Origin of the sequence: Mesorhizobium huakuii, assembly GCF_030160235.1 — a bacterium.
Lineage (GTDB): Bacteria > Pseudomonadota > Alphaproteobacteria > Rhizobiales > Rhizobiaceae > Mesorhizobium > Mesorhizobium huakuii.
In genome coordinates this window covers 74435-88512 of record NZ_BSNY01000035.1, presented here as the reverse complement: position 1 = coordinate 88512, position 14078 = coordinate 74435, and the positions used below count along the sequence as shown (strand labels likewise).

At 63.9% G+C, this 14078-nt stretch carries 14 protein-coding genes; 4 read left to right on the top strand and 10 right to left on the bottom strand.

Going from position 1 to position 14078, the window contains the following annotated elements; translation table 11 throughout:
* Positions 1-56 precede the first annotated feature (56 nt).
* Entirely contained in the window at positions 57-224 is a 168-nt protein-coding gene (locus QQK95_RS19190) for a hypothetical protein (RefSeq protein ID WP_019862058.1), read from the top strand.
* A gap of 173 nt (positions 225-397) precedes the next feature.
* On the opposite strand, the gene QQK95_RS19185 is transcribed toward QQK95_RS19190, so the two are convergent.
* The 4 genes from QQK95_RS19185 to ccmA form a co-directional block, all read right to left on the bottom strand.
* On the bottom strand, positions 398-973 hold the full coding sequence (locus QQK95_RS19185) for a DsbE family thiol:disulfide interchange protein (protein ID WP_284275577.1): 576 nt from the start codon (positions 971-973) through the stop codon (positions 398-400).
* Positions 970-1143: a heme exporter protein CcmD gene (gene ccmD / locus QQK95_RS19180; RefSeq protein WP_284275575.1), complete on the bottom strand. Its 174-nt coding sequence runs from the start codon at positions 1141-1143 to the stop codon at positions 970-972. The genes QQK95_RS19185 and ccmD overlap by 4 nt, the downstream gene beginning before the upstream one ends.
* Before the next feature lie 161 nt (positions 1144-1304).
* On the bottom strand, positions 1305-1970 hold the full coding sequence (gene ccmB, locus QQK95_RS19175; RefSeq protein ID WP_284275573.1) for a heme exporter protein CcmB: 666 nt from the start codon (positions 1968-1970) through the stop codon (positions 1305-1307).
* Positions 1970-2605 carry a heme ABC exporter ATP-binding protein CcmA gene (ccmA, locus tag QQK95_RS19170; protein ID WP_284275571.1) on the bottom strand — a complete coding sequence of 212 codons (636 nt, stop codon included), beginning with the start codon at positions 2603-2605 and terminating at the stop codon, positions 1970-1972. The genes ccmB and ccmA overlap by 1 nt, the downstream gene beginning before the upstream one ends.
* Before the next feature lie 285 nt (positions 2606-2890).
* Between ccmA and acnA the strand changes: the two genes are divergently transcribed.
* The gene (acnA, locus tag QQK95_RS19165) at positions 2891-5581 is read left to right on the top strand and encodes an aconitate hydratase AcnA (RefSeq protein ID WP_284275553.1); all 2691 of its coding nucleotides are present in this window, start codon (positions 2891-2893) and stop codon (positions 5579-5581) included.
* Positions 5582-5658: 77 nt separating this feature from the next.
* Here acnA and QQK95_RS19160 read toward each other — a convergent pair whose 3' ends face one another.
* On the bottom strand, positions 5659-6345 hold the full coding sequence (locus tag QQK95_RS19160; RefSeq protein ID WP_284275551.1) for a ceramidase domain-containing protein: 687 nt from the start codon (positions 6343-6345) through the stop codon (positions 5659-5661).
* A gap of 178 nt (positions 6346-6523) precedes the next feature.
* Here QQK95_RS19160 and QQK95_RS19155 point away from each other — a divergent pair, with 178 nt between their 5' ends.
* Positions 6524-7330 carry a DUF1223 domain-containing protein gene (locus tag QQK95_RS19155; RefSeq protein WP_284275549.1) on the top strand — a complete coding sequence of 269 codons (807 nt, stop codon included), beginning with the start codon at positions 6524-6526 and terminating at the stop codon, positions 7328-7330.
* A gap of 716 nt (positions 7331-8046) precedes the next feature.
* Positions 8047-8433 carry a DUF2794 domain-containing protein gene (locus QQK95_RS19150; RefSeq protein WP_284275547.1) on the top strand — a complete coding sequence of 129 codons (387 nt, stop codon included), beginning with the start codon at positions 8047-8049 and terminating at the stop codon, positions 8431-8433.
* Between the two features lie 81 nt (positions 8434-8514).
* Here the strand turns inward: QQK95_RS19150 and QQK95_RS19145 are convergent, their stop codons facing one another.
* The 5 genes from QQK95_RS19145 to QQK95_RS19125 form a co-directional block, all read right to left on the bottom strand.
* Complete coding sequence (locus QQK95_RS19145) at positions 8515-9093, bottom strand: GNAT family N-acetyltransferase (RefSeq protein ID WP_284275545.1); 579 nt, start codon at positions 9091-9093, stop codon at positions 8515-8517.
* Between the two features lie 151 nt (positions 9094-9244).
* Positions 9245-10018, bottom strand: a complete 774-nt coding sequence (locus tag QQK95_RS19140) for a Bax inhibitor-1/YccA family protein (RefSeq protein WP_284275544.1) — start codon at positions 10016-10018, stop codon at positions 9245-9247.
* 233 nt (positions 10019-10251) lie between these two features.
* On the bottom strand, positions 10252-10518 hold the full coding sequence (locus QQK95_RS19135) for a hypothetical protein (RefSeq protein WP_284275542.1): 267 nt from the start codon (positions 10516-10518) through the stop codon (positions 10252-10254).
* 246 nt (positions 10519-10764) lie between these two features.
* Complete coding sequence (locus QQK95_RS19130; protein WP_284275540.1) at positions 10765-13314, bottom strand: ABC transporter permease; 2550 nt, start codon at positions 13312-13314, stop codon at positions 10765-10767.
* Positions 13314-14009, bottom strand: a complete 696-nt coding sequence (locus QQK95_RS19125) for an ABC transporter ATP-binding protein (protein WP_284275538.1) — start codon at positions 14007-14009, stop codon at positions 13314-13316. Before QQK95_RS19125 ends, QQK95_RS19130 begins: the two co-directional genes overlap by 1 nt.
* Positions 14010-14078 lie beyond the last annotated feature (69 nt).

The window sequence follows — 14078 nt, the reverse complement described above, 5'->3', positions numbered from 1 at the left end:
ATTGACCAAGGGAGGAAGAAACCGCCGCGAGAATGCGGCACAGAAGGACCCTTGCTATGATCTTCAACGATCTCATGACCCGCGCTCGCAACAACATCGCCAAGCGCAAGCACTACAACCGCCTCGTCGCCGAAATCGACAGCTTCTCCAGCCGCGATCTGGCCGACATGCGCGCCGACCGCTCGGAAATGCTCTATCAGATCCACAAGCAGATCTACGGCTGAGCTTGAGCTGGCGCCGCTAGGCGCGTTGAGATTCAGGTCAGGCCGAGTCGAAAACGGTTGATACCGAGAACCGGAGCGGAGCGTACTTTCGTACGTGAGTTCAGTTCTACTGCGACGCAGTAGAACTGGGAAGCGTAGGAAGCCGCCGTTTGCAGGCCGGCATCACCTGAATATCAGTGCGCCGCAAGCGCCTTGTCGATCTGCGGCAGCAACAGATCCCGCGCTGACTCTGCCGTCAGCGGGCCGACATGCTTGTAGGCAATTCTGCCGTCCTTGCCGATGACGAAGGTTTCCGGCACGCCGTAGACGCCCCAGTCGATCGCCGTGCGGCCGGCTTCGTCGACGCCGATGGCCTGGAACGGATTGCCGAGATCGCCGAGGAACCGGCGGGCGTTTTCCGGCCGGTCCTTGTAATTCAGCGCCGCCATCGTGAACCGCTTGTCCTGCGACAGCGCCAGGAGCACCGGATGCTCTTCCCGGCACGGCGCGCACCATGATGCGAACACGTTAACCAGCGTGACCTTGCCGGCAAACGCCTTGGAATCAAGCCCCGGCAGGTTTGATCCCTCCAGCGCCGGCAGATTGGTCTGCGGCGCCGGCAGGCCGATCAACGCCGAAGGCACTTCCGAGACATCGCGCCCCGACAGAAGCTGCCATAGGAACAGGCCCGCCAGGCCGAGGAAGACCAGCAGCGGCAACAGCACGAACAGGCGGCGACCGCGCGTCGGTGTTTCGGTCTCGCTGCTCACGGCTTCTCCGCCTCCGCCTTGTCGGAACGCCGCCGCACGCCCGCTGCTTCCAGTTCGGCAAGATCGCGCTTGCGGCCCTTTTGGTCGAGCAGGATCCAGCCGATCAGCCCGGCCAGAACAACCGCCGTGATGCCATAGGCGGCCGTGACATAGAGCGCATGCGCACTCATGCCTGCCGCTCCATCGGCGCGCCTCCTTCCAGCCGTCTGCCTCGTTCGATCATGCTTTCCCTTAGCGACATGCCCATGGCTGCGCAACGCACCGTGGTTTCAAACATACGCGGCCGCCGCGCCGCCGCCCTTGATGTCGCGCAAACCATGCCAAACCTCGCTCAATCGGTTCCGTGGCGCAGCGCCAGCGCTGCCGAGGCCGGCCCCAGCACGCCAAGAAACAGCGTCAGCGCGGCAAGAATGAGGAAGGGCTGCAGGAAAGGATCGGGATCGGCCGTCGCGCCATAGCTCGCCGAAACGCCGAAGATCAGCACCGGAATGGTCAAAGGCAGCACCAGCACCGAGATCAACAGGCCGCCGCGCGGCAGCGCCACCGCCACCGCGGCACCCGCGGCGCCGATGAAGGTGATGGCGGGTGTGCCGACCAGCAGCGTCAGCGCCGTCGCGCCGATGCCGAGCGGCTCCATGTTCATGAACAGGCCGAGCAAGGGGGCGGCGACGACCAGCGGCAAAACGCTGCCTGCCCAATGCGCCAGACATTTCACCAGCACCGTCAGCGCCAGCATGTGCCGGTCGTTGCCCAGCACCAGCAGATCGAGCGAGCCGTCCTCGCGGTCGGCCTGGAACAGCCGGTCGAGCCCGAGCAGGCAGGAAAGCAGCGCCCCGATCCACAGGATCGCCGGGCCGATGCGGGAAAGCAGCTTCAGGTCCGGCCCGACACCGAAGGGGATGGTGGCGATGACGGCGAGGAAGAAGATCACGCCGGTCAACGCGCCGCCGCCGGCGCGGATGTTGAGGCGGATGTCACGGGCGAAGAGGGACCACATTACGATGGGGTCCCTTGTTGAAGAAGGCGCTCTGTGGCTTCCCCCATCCTCAACTCTGCCGCCTCGATCCCCAGCGGCAAATGCGTCGCCGCTACGATCATCCCGCCTGCCACGCAATGCTTCGTCATCAGCCCGGCAAACCGCGCCTCCGACGCCTTGTCCAAACCCGCCGTCGGCTCGTCGAGCAGCCACAACGGCCGATGGCTGACCAAAAGCTTGGCGATCGCCGCGCGCCGCCGCTGTCCGGTCGAGAGATAGCCGAACGGCAGATGGCCGATTCCACCGAGCCCAACGGTCTCCAGCGCCTCTTCGACGCCCGAATCGCCTCTGCCATTGAAATCGCGCCAGAAGCGCAGGTTCTCGGCGACACTGAGCGCCGTCTTCATCGCATTCTGGTGTCCGAGATAATGGCAGGCCGAGGCAACAGACGGAAAGTCATCGCCGCCGTTCTCGAGCAGCAGCCGGCCTTCGGCCTTCGGCAGCAGCCCGGCGATGATCCGGAGCAGGGTCGATTTGCCCGATCCGTTCGGTCCGGTGACGACCAGCGCCTGGCCAGGATCGAGCGCAAAGCCGATGCCGGAAAAAACCGCCTCGCCGCCGCGTTCGCCGCCCAGATCTTCGGCGATAAGCCGCATCCCTCGCCTGCCCCGAAAACAATGTTCAGCGGCCGCTGCCGCATCGCACAAATTTGCTTTTTGACTGTCTAGAACTATTCCAGAAAATTCTCTATATGCGGTGCATCCGTGCCAGCGGTCGGCGCGGGAACAGAATTAGCGCCGAACCAGCGCACGCGCCGCCTTGAACGGCTCGGGTTGCTTGGGAACGGACAGCGGAAATGGCCGTACCCGCACCTTTGCGCGTGATTGCATGCCATCGGCGTCCGTTCCCTTTCAGGCTGAACAGACAAGGACGGATCGCACGTGTCAAAATCCCTCGATAGTTTCAATTGCCATCGCACGCTGACCGCGGGCGGCACCGAATATGCCTATTTCGACCTCGTCGAGGCCGAGAAGAACGGCCTCACCGGCATCGCCCAGCTGCCCTATTCGATGAAGGTGCTGCTGGAGAACCTGCTGCGCAATGAGGACGGCCGCTCCGTCACCAAGGAATCGATCCAGGCGGTGGCCGGCTGGCTGACCGACAAGGGCACCGCCGGCGTCGAGATCGCCTATCGCCCGGCCCGCGTGCTGATGCAGGATTTCACCGGCGTTCCGGCCGTGGTCGACCTTGCCGCCATGCGCGACGCCATGGCTTCGCTCGGCGGCGATCCGCAGAAGATCAACCCGCTGGTGCCCGTCGACCTCGTCATCGACCATTCCGTCATCGTCGACGAATTCGGCACGCCGATGGCCTTTGCCCGCAATGTCGAGCTCGAATATGAGCGCAACGAGGAACGCTACAAGTTCCTGAAATGGGGCCAGCAGGCGTTCCGCAACTTCCGCGTCGTGCCACCCGGCACCGGCATCTGCCACCAGGTCAACCTCGAATATCTCGGCCAGGTGGTGTGGACCAACACCGAGGACGGCGAAACCACCGCCTATCCCGACACCTGCGTCGGCACCGATTCGCACACCACCATGATCAACGGCCTTGGCGTCCTCGGCTGGGGCGTCGGCGGCATCGAGGCCGAGGCCGCCATGCTCGGCCAGCCTGTCTCCATGCTTCTGCCCGAAGTGATCGGCTTCCGCCTGACCGGCAAGCTGAAAGAGGGCGTCACCGCCACCGACCTGGTGCTCACCGTCACCCAGATGCTGCGCAAGAAGGGCGTCGTCGGCAAGTTCGTCGAGTTCTTCGGCCCGGGCCTCTCCAACATGACGCTCGCCGACCGCGCCACCATCGGCAACATGGCGCCGGAATATGGCGCCACCTGCGGCTTCTTCCCGGTCGATTCGGAAACCATCCGCTACCTGACGATGTCCGGCCGCGAGGAAAGCCGCATCGCGCTGGTCGAAGCCTATTCCAAGGCGCAAGGCATGTGGCGCGAGGCCGGCTCCGCCGATCCGGTCTTCACCGACCTGCTTGAGCTCGAACTGAGCAGCGTCGTTCCGTCCATGGCAGGCCCCAAGCGCCCCGAGGGCCGCGTCGCGCTGGAAGGCATTCCGGCCGGCTTCGCCAAGGCGATGGAGACCGAATACAAGAAGGCGGCGGAGATTTCCAAGCGCTACGCCGTCGAAGGCACCGACCATGATCTCGGCCATGGCGACGTCGTCATCGCCGCCATCACCTCTTGCACCAACACCTCGAACCCGAGCGTGCTGATCGGCGCCGGCCTTCTGGCCCGCAACGCCAACCGCCTCGGCCTCAAGCAGAAGCCGTGGGTGAAGACCTCGCTCGCCCCCGGCAGCCAGGTGGTCGCCGAATATCTGGAGAAGTCGGGCCTGCAGAAGGAGCTCGACCAGATCGGCTTCAACCTGGTCGGCTTCGGCTGCACCACCTGCATCGGCAATTCCGGCCCGCTGCCGGCGCCGATCTCCAAGACCATCAACGACAAAGGTTTGATTGCCGCCGCGGTCTTGTCCGGCAACCGCAACTTCGAAGGCCGCGTCTCGCCCGACGTGCAGGCCAACTACCTGGCGTCACCGCCGCTGGTCGTGGCCCACGCGCTGGCCGGCACCGTCACCAAGGACCTCACGACCGAACCGCTCGGCGAGGACAAGAACGGCAATCCGGTCTACCTCAAGGACATCTGGCCGAGTTCGGCCGAGATCCAGGAGTTCATCGAGAAGAACGTCACCCGCGAGCTGTTCGCCCGCAAATATGCCGACGTCTTCAAGGGCGACGAGCACTGGCAGAAGGTGCAGGCACCGGAAGGCCAGACCTATGCCTGGGACGACAACTCGACCTATGTGCAGAACCCGCCCTATTTCGCCGGCATGACATCAGGATTCGGCAAGATCGGCGACATCAAGGGCGCGCGCGTGCTCGGCCTGTTCGGCGACAAGATCACCACCGACCACATCTCGCCGGCGGGTTCGATCAAGGCTGCCTCGCCGGCCGGCAAGTATCTTACCGACCATGGCGTCGGCGTCGCCGACTTCAACCAGTACGGCACGCGGCGCGGCAACCATGAGGTGATGATGCGCGGCACCTTCGCCAACATCCGCATCCGCAACCACATGCTGGGCGAGAACGGCCGCGAGGGCGGCTACACCATCCACTACCCGTCGAAGGAAGAGGAATCGATCTACGACGCCGCGATGGAGTACAAGAAGGAAGGCGTGCCGCTAGTCATCTTCGCCGGCGTCGAATACGGCAACGGCTCGTCACGCGACTGGGCGGCCAAGGGCACCAATCTGCTCGGCGTCCGCGCCGTCATCGCCCAGTCCTTCGAGCGCATCCATCGCTCGAACCTGGTCGGCATGGGCGTCATCCCCTTCGTCTTCGAGGAAGGCACGTCCTGGGCCTCGCTCAACCTCAAGGGCGACGAACTGGTCGAGATCGACGGATTGAGCACCATCAAGCCGCGCCAGACGATGACCGCCAAGATCACCTATGGCGACGGCACGGTGAAGAACGTGCCGATTACCTGCCGCATCGATACGCTGGACGAGCTCGACTACTTCAAGAACGGCGGCATCTTGCAGTACGTGCTGCGCGACCTGGCTGCCTAAGGCAGCCAGGGAATGGGGCTTAGGCAGTAGGGAACAGGATCCCTACTGCCTACTGCCTACTGCCTACTGCCTACTGCCTACTGCCTACTGCCTACTGCCTTCCCCTTCGGCGCCCCAAATCGCGCCGTCGCCGCCAGCAGCACGCCCAGCATCAGCGCGTTGAAGACGTGCCACAGGAAGTGCGTGCCGAGCGGAAAGCCGGCGCAGACCATCGGGTCGATCATCCGGCAGATGGCGGACACCACGAAGATTGCCGACCCCGCCAGATTGTACCAGCCGGCCCGGTTGCCGCTTGCCGCCACGCAGATGCCGAAGAAGACGAGCGCCAGGAACGGCGGCAGGTAGCTCGTCGTGCCGTTCGATGCCTGGCGCAGCCAGTCCGGCACGGCGAAGGCAATCGCCCCGGCCACCGCGTAGAAGACGACGAAGACCGCGATCGCCTTGCCCCATTCCATGCCGAGGAAGCGGCGCAGATTGAACAACGTGTAGGCCAGCGTGAAGCCGGCGATCGGCAGGATATCGGCCCAGATCGTGCCCCTGGTGGCAAAGGTATGGAAGATCGTCGAGCCGATGCCGATCGCCACCACCCACCAGGCCAGCACCTCGGCGAAGGTGCCGGCCTTGCATCGGCGCACTTCCCGCACGCCCCATAATCCCGCGGCAATGAAAGCGAGATTGGTCAAAGCATTCGTCGGCTCGGCCCAAAGTCCAGGCCCGGTCCGCTCGCAATAGAGATCGACCGGGGTCAGGAGAATCTGCCACATGGTGTTGATGCCACTCCCGAATCGAACCAGGTCGCGAAATGCAGTGTCTCTCCTATTGCGGCCTTACCTGCGGCTGCAACGGCAAAATTTCACCGCAACGTGACTTCCCGTTGACTTCCGCTTCTGCCACATATTTCAGACAATCAGAACAAAGCCGGCGCCACCGGCGGGAATTGGAATGGTCATGGCCTGGCGAAGATCACTTTGGCTGGCAGCCTTCGCGCTGGCCTTCTCGGCGGTTGCCGGTGCCGGCCATGCCGGCGAGACCGAAAGAGTCCAGGCCGAAAAACCCTCGCCCGACAGGCCGCTCGGCGTGGTCGAGCTGTTCACCAGCCAGGGCTGTAGTTCCTGCCCGCCGGCCGATGCCTTCTTCGCCGAACTTGCGACCAGGGAAGACATTGTCGCGCTCTCCTATCACGTCGACTATTGGGACTATCTCGGCTGGAAGGACACGCTGAGCCGCAAGGAAAACACCGAGCGGCAATATGATTACATGCGCGCCTTCGGCAGTCGTTCCGTCTATACGCCGCAAGCGGTCCTCAATGGCCGCGCGCATGTCAACGGCGCCAATCGCGGCGAGGTCGACGGCGCGCTCGCCCGCATGGCGAAATCCGGCGAAGGCATGCGTGTGTCGGTCAAGGTCAGCCGCACCAGCGACCGCGTGATCATCGATGCCGGCGATGCCGGCGCCGGCCCGAACGACGCCCATGTCGTCATCGTCTATTTCGAGCCGCCGCAGACGGTCAAGATCGCCCAGGGCGAGAACTCCGGCCGCAAAATGACCTATTGGAACGCCGTCACCGGCATCCAGACCGCCGGCATGTGGCACGGCAAGGCGCAGCGCTATGAATTGCCGATGAGCGAGATCACCAAGAAGGGCGGCTGCGCCGTGCTTTTGCAGTCTGTCGGCAAGGACGGCATGCCAGGCCCCATTCTCGGCGCTGCCTTCATCCACAAGCCCTCGAACGGGGCCCAGGACCTATAACCATCTCCGGCGAGCCGGATAGCCTCACCATGTTCCGGCGAGTGCCGTGCATGCCGGCCGCACGCCGGCAAAAATGTTCGACAGGAAAAGCCTGAAACTCAGCTCCGGGTGCTCAAGTCAATCATGCCTGATAACCGGCCTACCAGCGACCACAATGCGGCCGTGAGGGCGTAGAACAGGCCGATGCCATGTGATGGCCCCGATCCACACGACGATGGCTCCGGGAGGCACGGCTCGATGCAGTCATCCGTATACAGTCGTTTGGGACAACGACTTATGCGAAATGGGATCCTGGGGCGCAAGCGCCGGTAAGGTCTGTCCCGATCCGGGCCTTCAGGCATGAAAAAACCGACGTCAGCTTGCTTCTGACGCCGGTCATTTAGGTTTTGGGATCGTCGCACCCGATTTTTCCAAGGAAAAACCGAGGTTGGTTCGATCCGACGCAGACCCGTGGGCGGGGGGCTTGGGGTTTACGAGCCGGTGCCGGACCGAACCGTCTCAGGCAACGCCGGTAAATTCGTCGGACATTGGGGCATGAGCGCGGATAAAAAAAGGCAGAAATGTGGCGAAGCATCACCAATTCCAACATGCGGTTTGCAAACGTGACTGGACGTGACCGAAACGGCGCACCGCTGGCGCTGCGTCGCCGGCTCTTGCAATTGCGGCGCGGAGGGGCCAATTTTGGCTGGCAAAGATTCATTTTGAAGGATCGAGGCATGACTGACGACAGCGGCGGGACGGGGGATGGTGACGCATCCGCAATATTGATCCCGCTGCACGAGGCACGCAGCGCACGCCTCGACCAGCCGGTTCGCTTCGACCGGCGTGAACTGGACCAGATACTCAAGCTCTATGGACGCATGGTCGCCGCCAATGAATGGCGAGACTACGCCATCGATCATCTGACCGACAGGGCGGTGTTTTCCGTCTTCCGCCGCGCCAGCGAAGTGCCGCTGTTCCAGATCGTCAAGGATCCGAAACTGGCCCGCAAACAGGGCGCCTTCGCCGTCATCGCCGCCGGCGGCCGCATCCTCAAACGCGGCCAGGAGCTTGGCCGCGTGCTCGGCGTCTTCGACAGCAAGCTGAGAGTGGTCGAGGCTTGAGCGAGAAATTTGAATTGAGGAATTGAGGAGAAGGCACTCGGCGCGTGATGCAGCAGCCGTCTTCTTCAATTCATCAATTCTTCAATTCCCCCTGAGACTCTCGCGAAACTTCCGCTCCGGCAGCGAGGCCGGATCGGGCGGCAACGACGCGCCGCCATTCAGCGACAGCTGCATGAACACCGTGTCCAGCCAGCGCCCGTGCTTGTAGCCGGAGCCTTCGAGGCGGCCTGAATGGCGAAAGCCGAGCTTTTCGTGCAGCCTGACCGAGGCGCTGTCGGCATGGCCGTCGCCGATCACCGCGATGATCTGGCGGAAACCCGCCGCTTCGGCCGCCGTGATCAAGGCTTGCATCAGCTTGACACCGATGCCCTGGCCCTTGGCGTCAGGCGCGACATAGACCGAATCCTCGACGATGAAGCGATAGGCCGGGCGCGGCCGGAAGGCGCCGGCATAGGCATAGCCGAGCACGGCGCCGTCCTTCTCCGCCACCAGATAGGGAAAGCCGCCGGCCGTGAGCGTGGCGAATCGCGTGCCCATCTCGGCGCGGCTCGGCGGCTCCAGCTCGTAGCTCGCCGTGCCGTGTGTCACCGCGTCGGCGTAGATTTCGGTGATGGCGTCGAGATCGGCGGCGCCGGCCGCCCGAATCACGATATTGCTCATTCTTTATGCAAGCCTTCTGTTTGCCTCTGATAACAGCAAACGTCGGCGCAAAAGAAAAGGGCGGCCGTTGGGCCGCCCTTTCCAAAGCGATGGTCCAGTTCAGTCAAATAATCTAGAGCGGTTCGCCGTCTCCGTGAAACGGCGAGCTGCTCTAGCGGCGATCGCCCATGAACTGCAGCAGGAACATGAACAGGTTGATGAAGTCGAGATAGAGCGTCAGCGCGCCCATGATGGCCTTGCGGCCGGCGACATCGGAAGCGTCGCCCTCGAAATACATCTCCTTGATCTTCTGCGTGTCATAGGCGGTGAGGCCGGCGAAGACCAGCACGCCGATCGCCGAAACGGCGAAGGACAGCGCCGACGACTGCAGGAAGATGTTGATCACCATCGCGATGATGATGCCGAACACGCCCATGATCAGGAACGAGCCCATCGCCGTCAGGTCGCGCTTGGTCGTGTAGCCGAACAGCGACAGCGCGCCGAAGGCGGCGGCGGTGGCGAAGAAGGTCTGCGAAATGCTGGCCGTGGTGTAGACCAGGAAGATCGACGACAGCGACAGGCCGACCAGGCCGGCATAGACCCAGAAGGTCGTCTGCGCCGCCGAAACGCTCATCGACTGGACGCGGAACGACAGGAACAGCACGGCGGCCAGCGGCGCCAGCATCACCACCCAGCGCAGCGGCGACCCGAAGATCGCGTAGCCGAACGACGTCAGCATCTCGCCGCTCGGCAGCGTTGCGACGGCCGAGGCCGGATCGGTGGTGGTGGCCAGCATGATCGTGCCGATGGCGGCAAGGCCGGTGATGAGGAGGCCAAGCCCCATCAGATTGTAGACCTTGATCATATAGGCGCGCAGACCCTGATCGATGTCGGCGCGGACGCCGGGCACCGCCGACGTCTGATAGTTGCGAATGGGATCAGCCATTGGAATCCTCTATTGCTTCTGCCCCGTCCGGTGTCGGGCCTCTTGCGGACCCAGGCGCCGCTGGCGGGGCTCCAGCATGCCTGTGGCGAAATATGATGGTTATTCGCGTCAAGAACAAGACCGTAACCGGATGTAACGGTTCGTGAGAGGCCGAAATGCCGATTCCCGGGCTCTCCGCCCCTCATCCTTACCAAGATTTAATCCGAAACCGGGTCCACCAGGGTCAGATTCGCTCAGCTCCTTAGTCGTATTTCGCCGAACCGAGGATTGGCGGGGTCGCCTTGAACGTCCAGCCGCTGATTGTCGATAAGCGATTGAATGGCAGCAACGTAGGACTCTAGCCTGACATCTTCGTCGCCCGTACCAAGCGGTCCAAAAAGCAGGCTCGATCGAATTGTCTCGCCCCGTTTTTTGGTGGTTCGGACAATGACCATTGCCACTTTTTGCCAGTGGTCGGCACAGTTCGAGAGCAAATCGGACGGAAGCTCATCTTCTTGCATGGAGCCCAGTCCTATATCGAGCGGCAATTTCGATCCTTACCCACCGAACATTACCGAGTCGCTGACTGGCGTGTCGATTTATCCGACTCCCAGGGATTGATCGTCCGTCGCCCAGGGATTCGTACCAGTCACAATGGTTTTTGACACTAGGCAATTCCAGGAAAAGTGTGAGCGGTTTTCCGTCAGGAATTGCGTCAAAACAAAGAGTTAGAGCGGTTCACCGTTTCCATGAAACGGTGAAACGCTCTAGAGGTCGCGCAGCACCGGCGCCGCCTTGTGGCCGAGCACCCGCCAGGTGCCGGCGAGGCCGATGCCGACGGTGATCACCAGCGCAAAGACGATGGTCGCCACCGCCACCTCCGGCATGAAATGCGACGGCAGGGTCATGATGCGGGCGACAATGTACCAGGCCGCGATGCCGCCGGCGGCAAGCGCGAAAATGGCGGTGGCCAATCCGATCAGCATGTATTCGAGGGAAAACGCGGTGATCAGCGTTCGCCTTGTGGCGCCGAGTGTCTTCAGCACCACCGCGTCGTGGATGCGCGCCCGATTTCCCGCGGCGAGCGCACCGGCCAGCACCAGCACCGAAGCGATCAGCGCCACGCCGGCCGCCGCGCGGATCGCCGTGCCGAGCTGCCCGACCAGCCGGTTGACGACATCGAGCGCATCCTTGACCCGCACGGTCGTCACCGCGGGAAAGGCGCGGGTGACGGCATTGAGGATGCGCGCGTCGTCGGCCGTCGAGGCGCTCTTTTCGGTCAGCGTCGCCATCCAGCCATGCGGGGCGCCAGCGAATGCGTTGGGCGAGAACACCATGACGAAGTTGATGCCCATCGTTTCCCATTGGACCTGGCGGAAATTGGCGATCCTCGCCGACACATTGCGGCCGAGCACATTGACGGTGACGGTGTCGCCGAGCTTCAGTCCGATCTCCTTGCCTTCCACAGCCGAGAAGGAAACCAGCGGCTCGCCGGCATAATTGTCCGGCCACCATTTGCCCTCGGTCAGCGTCGCGTTTTCCGGTTGCCTGGCATCGTAGGTCAGGCCGCGATCGCCCTTCAGCACCCAGGCGCCTTGGGCCGGCACCTTGACCTTGTCGGCATCGACGCCGTTGAGCGCCATCACCCGGCCGCGCAGCATCGGCACCTTGGCCAGCGTCCCCTTTGGCGCCTCCTTGCCGATCAGCGCGGAGAACGCATCGACATCGCTGCCCTGGATGTCGACGAAGAAGAAGTTCGGCGCCCGTTCCGGCAGGCTGCCGGAGATCTGTTGCCGCAGATTGCCATCGATAAGCGCCAGCGTCACCAGGAGTGTCAGCCCGAGCCCCAGCGACAGCACCACCGATGGCGTCAGGGCGCCCGGCCGGTGGATGTTGCCGATGGCGAGCCGGAGTGCCACGAAACGCACGCGCGGGCTTTTTCTTGCCGCCCACTGCACCAGCGCGCCGACGAGACGCAGCACCAGGAAGGCGAAGATGGTGGCGCCGACGAAGATCGAGGCGATGCGCTGATCGCCGGAGAACAGGATGGCGAGTGCCGCCAGGAGCAGCGCGATGCCGAGCGCCGATGCGACATAGACGAGGCGCGGCTGACCGCGGCCTTCAAGCCCCATCTCGCGGAACAATGCTGTCGCCGGCACGTCGCGGGCGCGGCCGAGCGGCAAAAGCGCGAAGGCCAGCGTCACCAGCAGGCCGAACAGCGCCGCCATGGCGAGCGCGCCGGGATAGAAGCCGCCCTGCGCCGGCACCGGGATGACGGATTGGAGGGCGGCACTCGCCACGAACGGCATCAGCGCGCCGAGCACGAGGCCGAGCACGATGCCGAGGGCGGCGATGATCAGGATCTGCACGAGATAGACGGCAAAGACGAAGCCGCCGGAAGCGCCGAGGCTCTTGAAGGTGGCGATGACGCCGCGCTTGCCGTCGAGATAGGCGCGCACCGCATTGGCGACGCCGACGCCGCCGACAACCAGCGCCGTCAGCCCGACCAGCGTCAGGAATTGCGAGAAGCGTTCGATGTTGGACGATAGCGCCGGCGCCGCATTGTCGCGCGTGCGGATCGACCAGCCGGCCTCCGGAAAATCCTTCGCCGCCTGATCCTGGATGGCCTTGAGCCGCGCCGCGTCGGCGTCGGCGGGTAGCCGGATCTTGTAGGCATTTTCGACCAGGCTGCCCGGCTGCACCAGCCCGGTGGCGGCCAGACCTTCTGTCGAGATCATCAGCCTCGGCGCGAAGCCGAAACCGTCGGACACGGCATCCGGCTCGGTGATCAGCCTGGCGCGCAATTCGAAGGTGGCGGTGCCGAGCTTCAGCCGGTCGCCGGGCTTGAGATGCAGCCGTTCAAACAACAGATCGGGGGCGGCCGCGCCAAAGACGCCGAACTCTTCGCCGAACAGTTCCTGCTTCGACAGCTTGGGCTCGGTCTCCAGCGCGCCATAGAGCGGATAGGCGTCGTCGACCGCCTTGGCCTCGACCAGCGCCTGGTCGGAGCCGTCGGCCAGGCGCGCCATCGAGCGCATGCTGGCGGTGCGCGAAACGGTGCCGAGCCCGTCGAGGAAGCCGCGCTCGGCCTGGCTGGCATCGCGCTGGTTGATCTGGAAGCGGAGATCGCCGCCGAGCAGCGTCTGGCCCTGGTCGGCGACGCCGGCGCTGATCGAGCGGGCAACCGAATTGACGCCGCCGATCGCCGCGACGCCAAGCGCGATGCAGGCAAGGAAGATCAGGAAGCCCGACAGGCCGCCACGCATCTCCCTGAGCGAGAAGCGGACAGCGAGCTTCAGCGTCTGCGCCAGCGGCATCAGGCGGTGACCTTCAGGGGCGCCGGTGTTTCGATCCGGCCCGAACGCATCGAGACCTGGCGCGAGCAGCGCGCCGCGAGCGCCGGATCGTGCGTGACCAGCACCAGCGTCATGCCGCGTTCGGCCGCCTTTGCGAACAGAAGGTCGGCGACCTGCCGCCCGGTCGCCTGGTCGAGATTGCCGGTCGGCTCGTCGGCGATGAGGATGCGCGGCGACGGCGCCAGCGCGCGAGCGATCGCCACGCGCTGCTGTTCGCCGCCGGAGAGTTCGCCGGGATAATGGGTGACGCGGTCGCTCAGCCCCACCGCTGCCAGCTCCCGCGCCGCCACCGCGAACGGATCGGCATGGCCGGCGAGTTCCAGCGGCACCGCGACATTCTCGAGCGCTGTCATGTTGGGGATGAGGTGGAAGGATTGGAAGACGATGCCAATGTTTCGGCCACGAAACGAAGCAATCTGGTCCTCGCTTTTGCCATTGAGCAGTTCGCCGGCGATTCGTACCGTACCCGAATCGACCCGTTCCAGACCGGCCAGCACCATCAGCAGTGTCGACTTGCCGGACCCCGAGGGGCCGACGATGCCGGTCGCCTCGCCAAGCGGCACGTCGAGGCTGACGCCCTTCAGCACATGGACCGACGAAGCGCCCTCGCCGAGCGTCAGGGATACGTCTTTCAGCGCGATGACGGCTTCTGTCAAAATGAAAGTGTCCTATATGGAACGTGAAGGCTCTGTTTGCCGGAAGCCGTCGCCCGGAAGAATCCTCTG

What these genes read in the sequence shown, in the direction of transcription:
- QQK95_RS19190 (WP_019862058.1), top strand. Translation starts at nt 57, where the DNA reads ATGATCTTCAACGATCTCATGACCCGCGCTCGCAACAACATCGCCAAG.
- ccmD (WP_284275575.1), bottom strand. Translation starts at nt 1,143, where the DNA reads ATGAGTGCGCATGCGCTCTATGTCACGGCCGCCTATGGCATCACGGCG.
- ccmB (WP_284275573.1), bottom strand. Translation starts at nt 1,970, where the DNA reads ATGTGGTCCCTCTTCGCCCGTGACATCCGCCTCAACATCCGCGCCGGC.
- ccmA (WP_284275571.1), bottom strand. Translation starts at nt 2,605, where the DNA reads ATGCGGCTTATCGCCGAAGATCTGGGCGGCGAACGCGGCGGCGAGGCG.
- QQK95_RS19160 (WP_284275551.1), bottom strand. Translation starts at nt 6,345, where the DNA reads ATGTGGCAGATTCTCCTGACCCCGGTCGATCTCTATTGCGAGCGGACC.
- QQK95_RS19155 (WP_284275549.1), top strand. Translation starts at nt 6,524, where the DNA reads ATGGTCATGGCCTGGCGAAGATCACTTTGGCTGGCAGCCTTCGCGCTG.
- QQK95_RS19150 (WP_284275547.1), top strand. Translation starts at nt 8,047, where the DNA reads ATGACTGACGACAGCGGCGGGACGGGGGATGGTGACGCATCCGCAATA.
- QQK95_RS19145 (WP_284275545.1), bottom strand. Translation starts at nt 9,093, where the DNA reads ATGAGCAATATCGTGATTCGGGCGGCCGGCGCCGCCGATCTCGACGCC.
- QQK95_RS19140 (WP_284275544.1), bottom strand. Translation starts at nt 10,018, where the DNA reads ATGGCTGATCCCATTCGCAACTATCAGACGTCGGCGGTGCCCGGCGTC.
- QQK95_RS19135 (WP_284275542.1), bottom strand. Translation starts at nt 10,518, where the DNA reads ATGCAAGAAGATGAGCTTCCGTCCGATTTGCTCTCGAACTGTGCCGAC.
- QQK95_RS19130 (WP_284275540.1), bottom strand. Translation starts at nt 13,314, where the DNA reads ATGCCGCTGGCGCAGACGCTGAAGCTCGCTGTCCGCTTCTCGCTCAGG.